General features: G+C 41.5%; 16 protein-coding genes and 1 tRNA gene. 3 read left to right on the top strand and 14 right to left on the bottom strand.

Translation table 11 applies throughout. The features are described 5' to 3' along the window. Positions 1-23: 23 nt before the first annotated feature. A complete protein-coding gene (locus JCM15907_RS06540) occupies positions 24-2,735 on the bottom strand; it encodes a T9SS type A sorting domain-containing protein (RefSeq protein ID WP_036885592.1) in 2,712 nt (903 codons plus the stop codon). A 15-nt stretch (positions 2,736-2,750) separates the two neighbouring features. Beyond that, positions 2,751-4,439: an MSCRAMM family protein gene (locus tag JCM15907_RS06535; protein WP_148297481.1), complete on the bottom strand. Its 1,689-nt coding sequence runs from the start codon at positions 4,437-4,439 to the stop codon at positions 2,751-2,753. A 597-nt stretch (positions 4,440-5,036) separates the two neighbouring features. Between JCM15907_RS06535 and JCM15907_RS06525 the strand changes: the two genes are divergently transcribed. Next, positions 5,037-5,120: transfer RNA gene (locus JCM15907_RS06525), tRNA-Leu, on the top strand. Between the two features lie 109 nt (positions 5,121-5,229). Here the strand turns inward: JCM15907_RS06525 and JCM15907_RS11190 are convergent. The 12 genes from JCM15907_RS11190 to JCM15907_RS06475 all read right to left on the bottom strand — a co-directional run bounded on the left by JCM15907_RS11190 (position 5,230) and on the right by JCM15907_RS06475 (position 12,617). Continuing rightward, entirely contained in the window at positions 5,230-6,063 is an 834-nt protein-coding gene (locus JCM15907_RS11190; protein ID WP_242396850.1) for a type I phosphomannose isomerase catalytic subunit, read from the bottom strand. Further along, on the bottom strand, positions 6,050-6,190 hold the full coding sequence (locus JCM15907_RS13430) for a hypothetical protein (protein ID WP_242396848.1): 141 nt from the start codon (positions 6,188-6,190) through the stop codon (positions 6,050-6,052). The genes JCM15907_RS11190 and JCM15907_RS13430 overlap by 14 nt, the downstream gene beginning before the upstream one ends. 27 nt (positions 6,191-6,217) lie before the next feature. Next, positions 6,218-6,475, bottom strand: coding sequence for a hypothetical protein (locus JCM15907_RS06515; RefSeq protein WP_025843193.1), 258 nt, complete (start codon positions 6,473-6,475; stop codon positions 6,218-6,220). Between the two features lie 7 nt (positions 6,476-6,482). Continuing rightward, positions 6,483-6,812, bottom strand: a complete 330-nt coding sequence (locus JCM15907_RS06510) for a PAS domain-containing protein (RefSeq protein ID WP_025843192.1) — start codon at positions 6,810-6,812, stop codon at positions 6,483-6,485. A 59-nt stretch (positions 6,813-6,871) separates the two neighbouring features. Then, positions 6,872-7,348, bottom strand: a complete 477-nt coding sequence (locus tag JCM15907_RS06505; protein ID WP_025843191.1) for a 23S rRNA (pseudouridine(1915)-N(3))-methyltransferase RlmH — start codon at positions 7,346-7,348, stop codon at positions 6,872-6,874. Positions 7,349-7,379: 31 nt separating this feature from the next. Further along, positions 7,380-7,790, bottom strand: coding sequence for a DUF3127 domain-containing protein (locus tag JCM15907_RS06500; RefSeq protein ID WP_025843190.1), 411 nt, complete (start codon positions 7,788-7,790; stop codon positions 7,380-7,382). 34 nt (positions 7,791-7,824) lie between these two features. Beyond that, complete coding sequence (trpS, locus tag JCM15907_RS06495) at positions 7,825-8,817, bottom strand: tryptophan--tRNA ligase (RefSeq protein WP_025843189.1); 993 nt, start codon at positions 8,815-8,817, stop codon at positions 7,825-7,827. Between the two features lie 263 nt (positions 8,818-9,080). Then, on the bottom strand, positions 9,081-9,401 hold the full coding sequence (locus JCM15907_RS06490; RefSeq protein ID WP_025843188.1) for a rhodanese-like domain-containing protein: 321 nt from the start codon (positions 9,399-9,401) through the stop codon (positions 9,081-9,083). Positions 9,402-9,436: 35 nt separating this feature from the next. Beyond that, complete coding sequence (locus tag JCM15907_RS13425; RefSeq protein WP_242396846.1) at positions 9,437-10,279, bottom strand: rhodanese-like domain-containing protein; 843 nt, start codon at positions 10,277-10,279, stop codon at positions 9,437-9,439. Then, positions 10,276-10,851 carry an MBL fold metallo-hydrolase gene (locus JCM15907_RS13420; RefSeq protein ID WP_242396843.1) on the bottom strand — a complete coding sequence of 192 codons (576 nt, stop codon included), beginning with the start codon at positions 10,849-10,851 and terminating at the stop codon, positions 10,276-10,278. Before JCM15907_RS13420 ends, JCM15907_RS13425 begins: the two co-directional genes overlap by 4 nt. Positions 10,852-11,123: 272 nt before the next feature. Continuing rightward, positions 11,124-11,948, bottom strand: coding sequence for a sulfite exporter TauE/SafE family protein (locus JCM15907_RS06480; protein WP_242396842.1), 825 nt, complete (start codon positions 11,946-11,948; stop codon positions 11,124-11,126). A gap of 45 nt (positions 11,949-11,993) precedes the next feature. Next, the gene (locus JCM15907_RS06475) at positions 11,994-12,617 is read right to left on the bottom strand and encodes a Crp/Fnr family transcriptional regulator (protein ID WP_025843186.1); all 624 of its coding nucleotides are present in this window, start codon (positions 12,615-12,617) and stop codon (positions 11,994-11,996) included. A gap of 188 nt (positions 12,618-12,805) precedes the next feature. Between JCM15907_RS06475 and JCM15907_RS11180 the strand changes: the two genes are divergently transcribed. Beyond that, a complete protein-coding gene (locus JCM15907_RS11180) occupies positions 12,806-13,414 on the top strand; it encodes a glycosyltransferase (protein WP_242396840.1) in 609 nt (202 codons plus the stop codon). After that, positions 13,411-13,668 (top strand): hypothetical protein, encoded by a 258-nt coding sequence (locus JCM15907_RS13415; protein ID WP_242396838.1) that lies wholly within the window; start codon positions 13,411-13,413, stop codon positions 13,666-13,668. Before JCM15907_RS11180 ends, JCM15907_RS13415 begins: the two co-directional genes overlap by 4 nt. The last annotated feature ends 37 nt before the right edge of the window (positions 13,669-13,705 follow it).

The following is a 13,705-nucleotide window of genomic DNA, read 5'->3' as shown; positions in this document are numbered from 1 at the left end:
AGGCACACTCCCTCAAATGAATACTACAATATTATAACTCTAGACTCTTTGCCCACTTTCACGACATAACATCCTGAAGGAAGAGCTTGCACATCAATAGAGGCTTTTCCATCAAAGTTGCTATGAGACATCTCGATCAAGCGTCCATTCATATCAAAAAGAGCAATCGCATCAACACTTTGCATCCCCGTCAAAACAAGGGTTCTATTATTTCGATCAACATAATAAGAAAAAGAAGGACGAGTTATATCAGACGAGAAGAGATAGTCTTCAAAAACATATAGCATCCCTTCTTTTCCAACTATTTTACGAACAGCCCATTTCTTTTCCTTAAGAGTTGCTACATCTTCTGCAGATGCCACATTTTTATCTGGAGAAGAGGCGTCATAAGCATTAAAGAAAATAATTGAACCTGGTTCTTCAAAATAAAAACGACTTACAATTGTATTTGCAATCTCCTTAAAGCCCTCTTCCTTAATGTTATTTTCATGACAATTCACCCACTCTAATTTAGGATTACCTGAAAAGTTCAATTTTTCTATTCTATTGTCTTGACAAAATAGGGTTTCTAAGAAACGTTGATTACTGAGGTTCAACTCCGTTATCTTATTGCGACTACAATTCAATAGTTTCAAAGAGTGAGAGTCGCTCAAGTCAATAGCTGTAATATCATTACCGACACACCGCAGAGAAGTAATGTCCCCCTGGAAAGAGAATTCTTGTTCTTCAATCTCATAAACTACTTCGATATCCGTATCGAAAGTACCATTAAGCCCAATAACCGTTACTTGTGAAGACGGATCTTTCACTTTAACCTCTATTGTTACTGTACTTCCCACAGGACGATCTGTTTTGAATTTGATGATATTATTTGTCGATGGAATATCAAACTCATCATCTCCTTCGTATTTAGAATAGCCAGTTCCCGATGAGTACTTCATAGTTTGCCAACCACGCTGACGAGCTTCGTAACATTGCTGTTGGGTACAAACATTATTTTCTTTTTCTTTCGTTGTATCACGCACTGTTATTTCTCCCATTGGCTCAATACCTACCCTATTAGGAAGAGAAGCTATGAGCTTTGTCATATGGTCTTTATCTATGAAGTTGTCAGAACAATCTATCTTTTGAATAAAGTCGGCATGAGAAAAATCCATCTCTGTAACCCCATTGCTATAGCAGTGTAAGAAGTATATATCACCACGCAACGTAATTTTTTGACTCAAAATAGTATACTCTACTTGTTGGTCATTGATCCAAGTTCCCTCCAATCCTTCAACAGTAACATTGTTTTCGGATTTAATTTTGAGTTTAATCTTCTCACCAACATTTCTCGAAGTTACAAAAGACAAGTAAGGCTGTTCTTTACCCTCGTAAGGTTGAAGCTCTGTTCCATTAAGGGCCTTCACATCCCACCCTCTACTATTAAGTTGAGCAACATGATGCTTGTAGATGTTATTGTTATCTTTTTGTAGAGAAACAGCAATCAACTCTCCACGAACACCCATAGCCGAACGATCTACAATTGAGTTTACCAACACATCTGCGTCCAATCCCTTAATGCTGTTATTGCTACAATTAATCTTATGAAGCTTAACATTAGAAGTCAAATCTAATTGTTTCAAAGAGTTGTTAGAGCAGTTAAGTTCCTCTAAAGCCGCATTATTAGCCAAATTCAACTCAACAAGACTATTGTCGGCACATTGAAGGGTTCTAAGCAACTTGTTTTCCGAAAAATTAAGTCGTTTAAGAGGGTTATTCGAACAATTTATCTCTTGCAAGTTCTTAGCATTACGCACATTTAGATTGATCAACTCACAGTTTGGAGCTTCCAATCCAGTAATCTCCCCTTCAAGGACAATCTCTTGGGAAGAAAGAGTGTAAGTATTTTGTGCATTAGGCACTATAGATTCTGTCAAGCCCTGGGCTTTAACCTCTCCATTTGCACTTATCTTCATTGTAATAGTAGCCCCTTTAGCCTTAAGAGTTCTCAGAACAATCTTTTCTTTCTGGTTACCACTACCTCCATCATCAACTCCTTCATAAGCAACAAACTGAGTTCCATTGAAAGCTTGTACTCTCCACCTACGAGAAAGAGCCTCTTGTACCAAAGTTTTAGAGCAAACATTACCCTCTTTATCAGGTTGAGAAAGATCGGCAATTGCCAAAAGACCCGGATTAGGAGAGGTTGTATAATCGGGTAATGATTCGATTAACTTCTCCATCTTATCTCCTTTTAATTGATTAAGAGAGCAATAAACGCGAAATATCTTTCCTCCAGAGCAAAGAAGCATATCGGTAATTTGATTATCTCGCGCATAAAGATATTCTAACTTTTCATTGTTACTCACATCAAGTGCTTTCAATTCATTGCGTTCTACAGACAAGTAGCTAAGAGAAAGAGCACTCGTAGCATCAAATTCTGTCACTTTTGCATCATTTAGATAAAGATGGGTAACATCTCCCTCCAGAGTGATAGTCTGTCCCTCTCCTACCTCATAAGTAACATCGTCACCAGAAGGATTCCACTGAGCCCCTGTTACACCCTTTATAGTTAAAGAGCCTTTAGCCTTAGCCCCAAAAGTTATCGATTGACCTACTTCTAAATTGGTCTTAAAAACTACCTTGGGAGATGCTGTCTGTGCATAAGAGTGCACTGAAAAGAGAGAAAGCAACACAGCCACAAAAAGGCCTATCTTTCTGCTTCCACAATCAATAAGTCGATGTAAATTCATAATCATATATGTTTATCAAATGGTTATTTTGGTAGAATAATGGGGTGAAGCAACAACGTAAGTACCATATGGTAAGTTGCTTACATCAAACCGCACAACACCCTCCGATGAGGTAGAAGCAGAAGCAATAACTTTTCCAGAAGCGTCATAAAGAGTAAAAACAGTACCTGGTAGCACTTCCTCTACACGAAGCTCTCCATTAGCGATAAGAACTCTTTCCAATGAAGGAGCAGAAGGTTTCTCTACTGCAATAGGAACACCTCCAAGAATATCATTTTCTTCATCCGCTCCTTCTCCATTTTTCCAATCAAAAGGAATCCAATTCTTACCTCTAAGTATCTTCAAAACTTCGTTGTTATACTCGTTTTGTTCGTTGTCAGCACCAGCCAAAGAGTTCACCATATAAAAATGTCTATACTTTTCATCGGCACCACGCTCTGGTAGAGAAGAAACTAACTTTTTCATATTATCGAGTTTGATTTTATTCTCAAAACAAGAAACAAAATTCAAGTTAGGACACTCAGCGATTGTTACTGATGAGAGAGACGAAGCTTGAATATTCAAGTCCTCAAGAAGAGGACATCTTTGCACACTAATCTTTTCAAGAGATGGAACAGAAGCAACCCTTACTTTCTGGATCTTTTCAAGATTGGTAAAATCTAATGATGAAAAAGAGTGTGCCCCTCCCCAAACTTCAAAGATAACTAACGACTTCATTGTGGAAACATCAATCTTAGACAAAGAAAAGTTGTCATCTTTCTGAAGCAGTACAGTCTCTATTTCTCCAAAAATCTTAATATCCTGTGATGTAACCTTATATTCAGCCCATCCCTCGTGAGAAGGATAAGAATCCAATAACTCCAGCCCCTCTATAAGAATAGGAGAGCCCTCTTTGGGAACTAATTCCAAACCCACTGTTTCTCCTACTGCAACAGAGGTTGTCAAACCTATGAAAGAATCTTTATTGAGAGGGTCGATGGGATAAATCTGAGACTCTATCACTTGATATGTGCGCCATCCTTTTTTTTGAAACTCAACAAGTATAGGATCTGTAAGCTGGTTATTCTCTTTTTCATGCTCTGCATTAATCAAGATGATTTGACCGCGCTGTTCTTCTTCTTCGATAGCAGAGAGATCTGGTAGACTTTGACACAGACTCTCAAAAGCAGAGCCATCAAAATCATTAGTATGACAGCTAACATACCTCATCAAAGGATTTGATCCCACATGCACCTTTTTCATGCCATTATAGCCACAACTAAGACGCGTTATCTTAGGACACGATTCGATATTTAGCTCTTCTATATTATTAGCAAAACACCCCAAAAACTCTAAGTTGGGTAGATTCGTCAGGTCAAGCTCTGAAAGCTCATTAAAAGAAACATCCAACTCTTTTAGGTTAGGGCAATTAGCCTTCAGAGTTGTTACGCGAGAGGTATTTACCGTAAATTTCACAAAATCTCCTGTAAGAGTAATCTCTTGAGCCGTTATTACATTATCTACTCCAATTCCCTCTCTTACTACCTCTGTTCCTGGAGCCACCTCCATTTTCAAGTCCAATGTACTACCAATAGCTAGCTGAGTTGAGAGGGTTATTCTCCCCTGAGCGGTAGCAAAATAACTGTTCAATGCGAGCAAGGTCAGGAGAGAAAATCCCCAACCCCATGCTTTTAAACGAACTGTAAGTAACATGTTTCTTGTCATCTTCATTTATTCCTATTTTATATAATTAAGTAATTTGGTCTCTAAGGACTAAAAAATATTGTAGATGATACTACACCTAAGCGAAAAAAAATTAACCAATAGTTTTATCCCTCTTATGTATAGTAGTCAAGGTTTATTGGCGCCAAATATAGTAAAAAATATAGACTCCCATCTATTTTCAGTTTTATTCACAGAGCCCTAAAAATCGACATTAAGAACGATATTACTACAATGTTATAAAAAATACATCAAAGAGAATTCTCCTTTTTTCTTATTTCTTGTTTTGACATATAAAAAAGCAAAAAAACTAAGATATAACACCATCAAAACAAAGCCTAAAAACCCTCCGAGAGAAGACTCCGAAGGGGTAATGATTTGAATCAAAAGGTATAGTGGTAAGAAATAAAAGAAAAGAGACTCTATTTGAGACCATAACACGAAACTTCAAAGGTCTACTTTTAACGGAAAGGTGAGAAGAATAGATATTTGGATACAATAATGGAAATAGCGTAGCTCGGTCTATTGGAGATTTTTCTGCCATTTTTTAGTCTCATTGTTGTATATATCAAACTAATGTAGTACTTTCGCAGAGCGTTCGCCCAGATGGCGGAATTGGTAGACGCGTTGGTCTCAAACACCAATGAGGTAACACTCGTGCCGGTTCGATCCCGGCTCTGGGCACAAAAATAAAAATGTAAAGCTGGTTAGTCGATAAGACTGACCAGCTTTTTCTTTATATGTAATTCAGAAAAAGAGATTTATGTTCGTACTACGCGCTTCTCTTGCGAAGTCAAGGCAACGTTACGACTAATATCTTGCTTTTGGAAGAAGGAATTATTGTAAGAGGCATCAACTGGGCTGGAAGCAACACACTATGCCCTTGTTCAACGAGAACCCTCTGTCCAAAGAGATCTTCTACTTCGATGGAACCTTCGGCTATAAAAAAGACAGCACATTCTTCGCCTTTTGGAGGAGTAAATATATAAGGTTTATTGAGTCTCAAAGTACTGAAAACGAAATGAGGGGTCGAGAGGAGCGTATTGAGGCTATCATGCTCCTCGTGATACGTTGCTTTATAGGGAGGTGAGGCTGTGAAGTCGAGTACCTCTAAGGCTTGTTGTAAGTGTAGAGGACGCAGTTCTCCTTTTTGGTCTCTTCGCTGGTAATCAAATATGCGGAAGGTCGTATCGGAGGGTTGCTGCACTTCAAAGAGGAAAGAACCTGCACCTATGGTATGAATACGTCCTGCTGGGATGTAGAAAAGGTCGCCCGCATTGATAGTATCATAATGTAATAGCTCGGAAACTCGATGGTCGTTGATAGCAGAGAGATAGCTATCTTTCGTTACTCCCTCTTGAAACCCAGCGGAGATGCGAGCCTCTCCCGAAGTACCCAGTATATACCACATCTCACTTTTGGGCAATACTCGGTCGGGGTGCACCTGTACTGAAAGGTCTTGTTCGGCATTGATTAGCTTAATAAGGAGAGGGAAGTGCGTTCCATAGCGTCGATAATCTTGGCGTCCCAGTATCCCTTCTCCATAAGTCTGCATCAGTTCTTGGAGCGTCAGTCCCTGGAGAGGTCCACTCTCTACTACGGAGAGATGCTCTTCAAGGGGTGATATCTCCCAACTCTCTCCTATGGGTTGATCGCTGTTGGCGTAGCTTATACCCCATAAGCCTTGTCCCTCCCCAAAGGACAGGGCGAAAGATAGGCGTAAAGCTAAGAGGGTATAGGGCTATGGAGTCCATATAGCAATCTTTATTTATCTGATAAAATTACTCTTCGTCTTCCTCTTTCGATTGAAAGTTAGAGGAGCGTATCTGCCAGCGCTTGACGTATATATAGTAGAGCAGTAGAGGTAGTAAAAGAGAGACACCAAGTTGCATACCTCTTTCCATAGTAAAGGGCAACTTTTTAACCAGAAAGACGTAACCTGCCACCAAAAGTCCCCAAAGCTCCAAAACCAACACACTCCATCGAATACGGCGAAGTGCGGCTTTTTTATTTCGAGGCTCTCGAGGGTTTGTTTTCATTTCGCTTTTAACCGCGTATCTTATGCTCCATTTCAAAAGGGATAACCATAGAGAGTTCTGCAAAGCCCATATAAACGCCATCTTTGTACCAAGGTATTTGGTAGATGAGCTTCTTCTTACCTTTCTTTTCTATGGTGTACACATGTTTCTCTTGGTGTTCCATAAGGTGTACCAAGAGAGAGCGAGCAGGTTCTGGATGACAGTCTAAGATGTTTTGACCCACCAACTCCTGTCCAGGTTTTTGATTAACTGCCTTGGACTGTTGGTTCATCTCTAAAATCTTGCCCTCTCTGTCGCAAATCGTTATGGCGATGTCAGCTTCTTCCAAATAATTCATCCACTCTGGGCTTCTTTGGCTTTCCATTTTCGTAGAGAAAAGGTTCGCTTTTTAGACTTTTAGTCGTGATGATAGGGTTCGTTGTTCAAAATCGTGAAGGCTCGGTAGAGCTGTTCGGTAGCAAGTAGCCGTACCATAGTATGAGTTAGGGTGAGCTTACTTAGCGATATACGTGTCGGCACACGAGCATATACAGCTTCAGAAAAACCATAAGCTCCTCCTATAATCCACGTCCAACGTTTGATACCCGAAAGCATTTTCTTTTGTAACAAATTCGCCAATTCTCGACTGGTAGGCTCCTTACCTCTTTCGTCTAAGAGTAATACCTCCTCTCCTGCTTTAAGTCGTTTCAGTATCTGCTCTCCCTCTAAAACCTTTAGTCGTTCAGGGTCTTTGCGGAGAGCAACAGGAGTAATATCTGGGATAGTTTCTATCGAAAAGGGCAGATAGTGTCCTATGCGCTGGGTATACCCCTCAATGAGAGCGTCTAAATTGCGCTCCTGGACAGGTCCTACTACGAGCAATCGAATTTGCATCTACTACGAATAGTGGTGCCGTTAGGTTTACTTAAAATGGTAGGTCGTCTCCTTCGGTAGAAGCTGAAAACTCTGTGGCTGTAGTTTGGGGTGCTGCAGAGAACGAAGGTGCTCCTATATTAGGATTAAGGTAGTCATTGTTTATAGCTGGTGCTTGTGGCTGTTCCATAGAATTAAACCCACGAGCTACATTCCATGCACGTACTTCGGTATACCATCTTCCATTGAACTCACGACTTTCGAGGTCTATTTGTACGGTAAGGTCTTCTCCCTCTTGAATACTGAATTGGTCGATGCGATCGCCCCAGAGCGAGAAACAAATCTTTTTAGGATACTGTCCTAACGTTTCCAATACATATTCCTGTTTACGCCACTGATTACCAGCTTTACTCGTACCACCCACCTCGGGGGCAACGAAAATAATTCTTCCTTGAATTTCCATATATCTAATATAATTATTGTTTCAAAAAGATGATTTAGTTCAAAGGTTTAAACCCGATGATTTGACGCACCTCGCAGATGGTTTTACGAGCACTTTCACGAGCTTTTTCTGCTCCTTGTCGAGCCACTCTATCCAAGAGTATTTGGTCTTTTTCAATCTCTAAAATACGCTCTCTAATGGGAGCACAAAAAGCGACTAAGTCTGCTGCTAACTGCTTTTTGAGGTCTCCGTAACGGATAGAACAATCATTATAGGCAGTTAAAAAGTGGTTGTACACTTCTTCCGAAGAGGCTATTTGTAACAGAGTAAAAAGGTTTTGAATGGCTTCGGGCATCATACTATTAGGTTCCGTTGGTCCGCTATCCGTAACGGCACGCATCACCTTTTTAGTCAATGTTTTCTCATCGTCTACTAAGTATATAGCATTACCCTCGCTCTTGCCCATCTTTCCAGAGCCGTCAAGCCCTGGTATCTTGATGGCTTTCTCTCCCAAGGCCCAAGATTGTGGCTCGGTAAAATATTCGGTTTGGTAGATTGTATTGAATCGACGAGCAAACTTGCGAGCCATTTCCATGTTTTGCTCTTGGTCTTTACCTACGGGTACTCGTACAGCTCTATGTAAGAGTATATCGGCCGCCATAAGAGTTGGGTAGGTAAGTAGTCCCGCGTTTACATTATCGGGTTGCTTACGGGCTTTTTCTTTGAAAGAAGTAGTACGCTCCAGTTCTCCCAAATAAGCATTCATATTTAGGTAGAGATAAAGCTCAAGCACCTCGGGGACATCGCTCTGTCTATAAATGGTAGAGACCTCGGGGTCTAAGCCACAAGCAAGGTATTCTGCCAGTATGGTCTGTGTACTGCGAACAATATCTTCGGGACGTGGGTGGGTGGTAAGGGAGTGCCAGTCTGCAATAAAGAAGAAGCTGTCATAGTTATGCTGCATCTCAATAAAACCTCGAACAGCTCCAAAGTAGTTACCCAAATGCAAATTACCCGTAGGGCGTATCCCACTGACTACACGTTCCATACACTATCTATATTATATATCTAATCGTACAGACAAAGGTAAGAAAATCCTCTCGTTCTCCGCCTCAACGTCTTCTAATACCTCTCCTTGTCTCTCGGTATCGCCAAACTATGTTCTTATTTCATACAATGGGAACCTCTATACCGACTTTTTGCAAAGCTTCGTAGCAAGCTGTAATCATCATGCCGTCCAACAGTAAAAAAAGAAACCACCCTTAGAAGTCGAAGCTCTAAAGGTGGTTTTTGAAGCTTAAAAATACCCTTTTATAAATTTTCTTTTAGTGAAGCTACGTGGTCCCATGTACCCCCATTGAGGACGTTGGTAAAGCCATGACGCTCAAGAATGCTCTTAGACTGACTGCTTCTACCGCCACTGCGACAAAATACGATGATGGTTTTCTTCTCTTTGAATTCGTCAATCCGTCTTTCGATTTGGTCTAAGGGAATGTTTACTGCGCCTTTGACACTACCCGAAGCAAACTCTCCTGGAGTACGCACATCTACAAGGAATGCTCCTTCGCGTATAGCTTCTGCCAAGGCTTTATCGTCAGTCTGAGAGAAAAGGTTTTTGAATAATCCGAACATAACGAGTATAATGATTACTGGTATTGAATATGAAATTATTTTTTTGATACTTTGCTGGGACATACAAAATCTGTTTTAGGAATTGAGGTTTGTGCAATGCTTGCGAAGCCTCCCTCTACGTCTGTGAAGTTACGATAACCTCGTGCCAAAAGGATACTTGCGGCAATCATACTACGATAGCCTCCTGCACAGTGCAGGTAGAAGTGTTGCTCTTTAGGGAGTTTCTGTATCCACTCATTGATGTAAGCCAGCGGACGACTGTAGGCGTCTTCCACGTGCTCGGCAGCATATTCATTCTCCTTGCGAACATCAATTACGATGCTTTCTTTGAGAGGGAAACGCTCTGCTAACTGCTCTGCCGAGATGCGCTCTACATGGTCTACTTCTTTACCGGAGGCTCTCCATACCTCAAACCCTCCCTGTAAATAGCCCAAAACATGGTCAAAACCTACACGACTTAAGCGCGTAATGGCATCCTCTTCCTTGCCTGGCTCTGTAACGAGTAGTAGGGGCTGCTTAACATCTACAATCATAGCCCCCACCCAAGGGGCAAAATCTCCATCAAGACCGATGTTTATGGAGCGGGGGATAAATCCTTGGGCAAACTCCCCTGCAGCTCTTGTGTCTAAAACGAGAGCACCAGCACTCTCTGCAAGAGTTTCAAAGTCATTGGGAGATAGAGCCGAGAGCCCTCGCTCTAAGACATTTTCAAAGCTATCATACCCCTGTTTGTTCATCGCTACATTGCCTCCGAAATACCCCGGCGGAGGAAGTAACCCCTCCGTTACAGAATCGATGAAGGCTTCCTTGGAAGGTTGGTTCAGAGCATAATTAACCTTTTTCTGATTACCAAGGCTATCTATCGTCTCTTGCATCATATTTTTGCCACAAGCCGAACCTGCTCCATGGGCGGGATATACGATGATTTCATCCGAAAGAGGAAGTATTTTGTTGTATAGCTATCGTAAAGTAAACCCGCCAATTCCTCTTGTGTCATATTAGCCGCCTTTTGTGCCAAGTCGGGGCGACCCACATCGCCTAAGAAAAGCGTATCTCCACTAAAGAGAGCAGTCTCTTTACCCTCTTCATCAATGAGAAGGAAACAGGAACTTTCCAACGTGTGCCCAGGGGTGTGGAGTACTTTTATCTGCACTGCTCCTAAGGGAAAGGTTTGGTTATCTTCTGCTACAATCGCATCAAATTGTGGTTGAGCTGTGGGTCCATAGATAATCTGAGCTCCTGTGGCACGACTCAAATCGAGGTGCCCGCTCACAAAGTCGGCATGGAAATGAGTCTCTAAGATATATTTGAGTTGTACACCATCTCGTTGGAGACGCTCTACATAGGGTCCAATCTCACGTAGAGGGTCTATGATAGCTGCCTCTCCTTTCGATACGATATAATAGGCACCTTGAGCAAGGCAACCTGTGTAAATCTGTTCTATTTTCATACTATGGCTTGCATTAGCGTTCATTTTACAGAGACAAAGATGAGGCTATTTTTCATCTCGTACAGTTACTTTAGTCACATAAGCGTAGTATCTGCAATTTTCTTTCTTTTATGTTGTTATGTTCCTCTGTATTTTGAATAAAAAAGGGTTATACCTTTTGAGGCTAACCCTTAATCCTTTTGCAAGTTTGTACAGAGGGTTTCAACCCAAAGCATTAACCCTCTGCTTTCTCTCTAATCGTAGACTTTTTGTAATACCCTTGGGAGTGGTGTTTATAGGAATATCTCTTTGAAAATGATGTAAACTCCCATAACGAAGACAAACCAGCCGAAAACTGGCTTGAGCTTCTCTCCATCGAGGTACTGCGAAAGTCGAGTGCCGATTAAAATACCAACCATAGAGAGCGTAGTTACCGTCAGGAGTAATTGCCAATCAAGGTTGGCAAGGTTTTGTTCGCCCAAGAATCCCAAGAGAGATTTAGCAGCTATAATTACGAGAGAAGTGCCGATAGCTTTCTTCATAGAAAGCCCACCGAAGAGTACTAATGCTGGAATAATAAGAAAACCGCCACCTGCCCCTACCAGACCTGTAAGCGTGCCCACAATAGCTCCCTCTAAAAAGATAAAAAGGTATCTCCCCTTGGAGGTTTGTAAGGTCGTAGCTGTTTTTTTATCGCTTTCCTTAGAAGGCTTTATCATACTGATAGAGGCCAGCAACATCAGTACGGCAAAGAGTAGCATCAACAGCATACTCCGATCTATGGTAAGATTACCAATAGTTAGAATAGTGGGCGGAATGGCTGGCACTAAATAGGCTCTGGTAAGAAACACTGCGAGGATAGAGGGAGGTCCGAAGAGTAGCACCGTGGGGAGGTCCACCCATGATTGACGAAAATAGGAGTAACTCCCTACTGCACTTGTTATGCCAACGATAAAGAGAGAATAAGCAGTGCCGAGCAAAGGGTCTACCCCCAATAAATAAACCAATACAGGTACGGTAAGAATGCTCCCCCCACCACCGATAATTCCGAGCGACAGGCCTATTAAAACAGATGCTAAGTAACCAACGATATGCATAAAGTCTCTATTTTCAATCAACAGAGCAAAGGTCGCTATAGAGAGAGCTTTATACTGCTACTTTGGTTACATAAGAGTGATTTTATTGCGCCCTAAGCGTACTATCCCCGCCTCTTCGAGTTGTTTGAGCAAGCGTGATACAACGGCTCTGGCAGTGCCTAACTCACTGGCGAGCTGTTCGTGCGTTATAACGATGGTGTTGTTTTCGATGAGTTCAGCCTTCTTTTGGATGAGTACCAAGAGCCTTTCGTCCATTTTCTTAAAGGCTATGGCGTTGATGGTTTCTAATAGTTCTTCAAACCTTTTGTGATACGATCGAAAGATATAGTTTACCCACTCAGGATGCTCTTTCATAAAGAGCGATGCTTTATCGACGGGAAGGAAAAGTATTTCGGCATCTTCTTCGATTTCTACGCGCACTTTACTGGTTTCATTGTGTAATCCACCCAAAAAGGACATAATGCAACTCTCGCCTGCTTTAATGTAGTAGAGTAAAATCTCTCTGCCATCTTCTTCGGTACGGAATACTTTCATCACCCCTTTGACCACTATTGGGATAAAGCGGATATGTGCATTTTCATTGAGGATAACGCTACCCGCTTCATAGCTCTTGGCGATACTGTGTTTGTGGAGCTTTTCAATAAGTTCGGGAGAGGAGCGAAACTCCGAAATCTCTTCTATCTGTTTCATAGAAACAAACTTACTAAAAATTTCTCCTCATAGAAAGCAAGGCTCATTCTCCTCCTCCAGTAACGTCTATCTAACAGATTAAGAGCAAAAAAAACAGAAACCATAATAAAAAGGTATAACTTTGCGTTACTTAAAAAAGTTATACGATAGTCGTGACACACCACAACACATCATCAAAGGGCACAAAAATGGCTCCTGTGGAAACGTTGCGTGAGGCGCCAGATCTTGATAGAGGGTTTAGCGTACTCATGTCTATATACCATGGGGAGGAGCCAGGACACTTTCGAGAGAGTATAAAGAGCATTTTTCAGCAGACACTTATGCCTCCCGAGGTAGTTTTGGTATGCGATGGCCCTCTTACCGATGCTCTTGACACTATTATAGAAGAGTATCAAGAACTCTATCCTGACCTGCTAAAGGTAGTTCGTTTACCTCAAAACGGAGGATTAGGAAAAGCCTTGAACGAAGGTCTTCGTCATTGTAGATACGAACTTATAGCCCGTATGGATGCCGATGATATAGCCTATCCCCATCGTTTCGAGCGACAAATCAACTACATATATAAGCACCCTGAAATTGATTTGCTCAACTGCACGATTGATGAGTTTCGAGATACTCCCAACAAGGTACTATCAAGACGCACCCTTCCCGAGACACATGAGGCCTTGGTACGTTATGCCAAACGTCGTTGTCCCGTAAATCACCCCTCGGTAGTCTTCCGAAAAAGTGCCATCATAAGGCAGGCAGCTACCAGCATCTTTATCTCTTTGAGGATTACTTTTTATGGGCAAGGATGATTGTTAGCGGAGCGCGCTTTCATTCTCTGCCAGAGTCGCTCCTCTGCTTTAGAATGGACGAGAATACCTACCAAAGACGTAAGGGATGGAAGTATATTTGTAGTGAAATAAAATTGCAGGAGAAGTTCGTTGAAATCGGCTTTATCAATCGTTATGAGTGTTGGCGCAATATCCTTTTACGAGTGCCTCCACGCCTCCTGCCCAAGAAGCTCCTTTGTCACTTTTATAGATGTTTTTTACGAACAACTACCTAAGGATTTAGATTGAAAATCGAACAAAAGGAAAAGATAA

Source organism: Porphyromonas gingivicanis JCM 15907 (assembly GCF_000614585.1).
GTDB classification, from domain to species: domain Bacteria; phylum Bacteroidota; class Bacteroidia; order Bacteroidales; family Porphyromonadaceae; genus Porphyromonas; species Porphyromonas gingivicanis.
The sequence above is the reverse complement of the archived record's forward strand: the minus strand, read 5'-3'. Positions and strand labels throughout refer to the sequence as shown.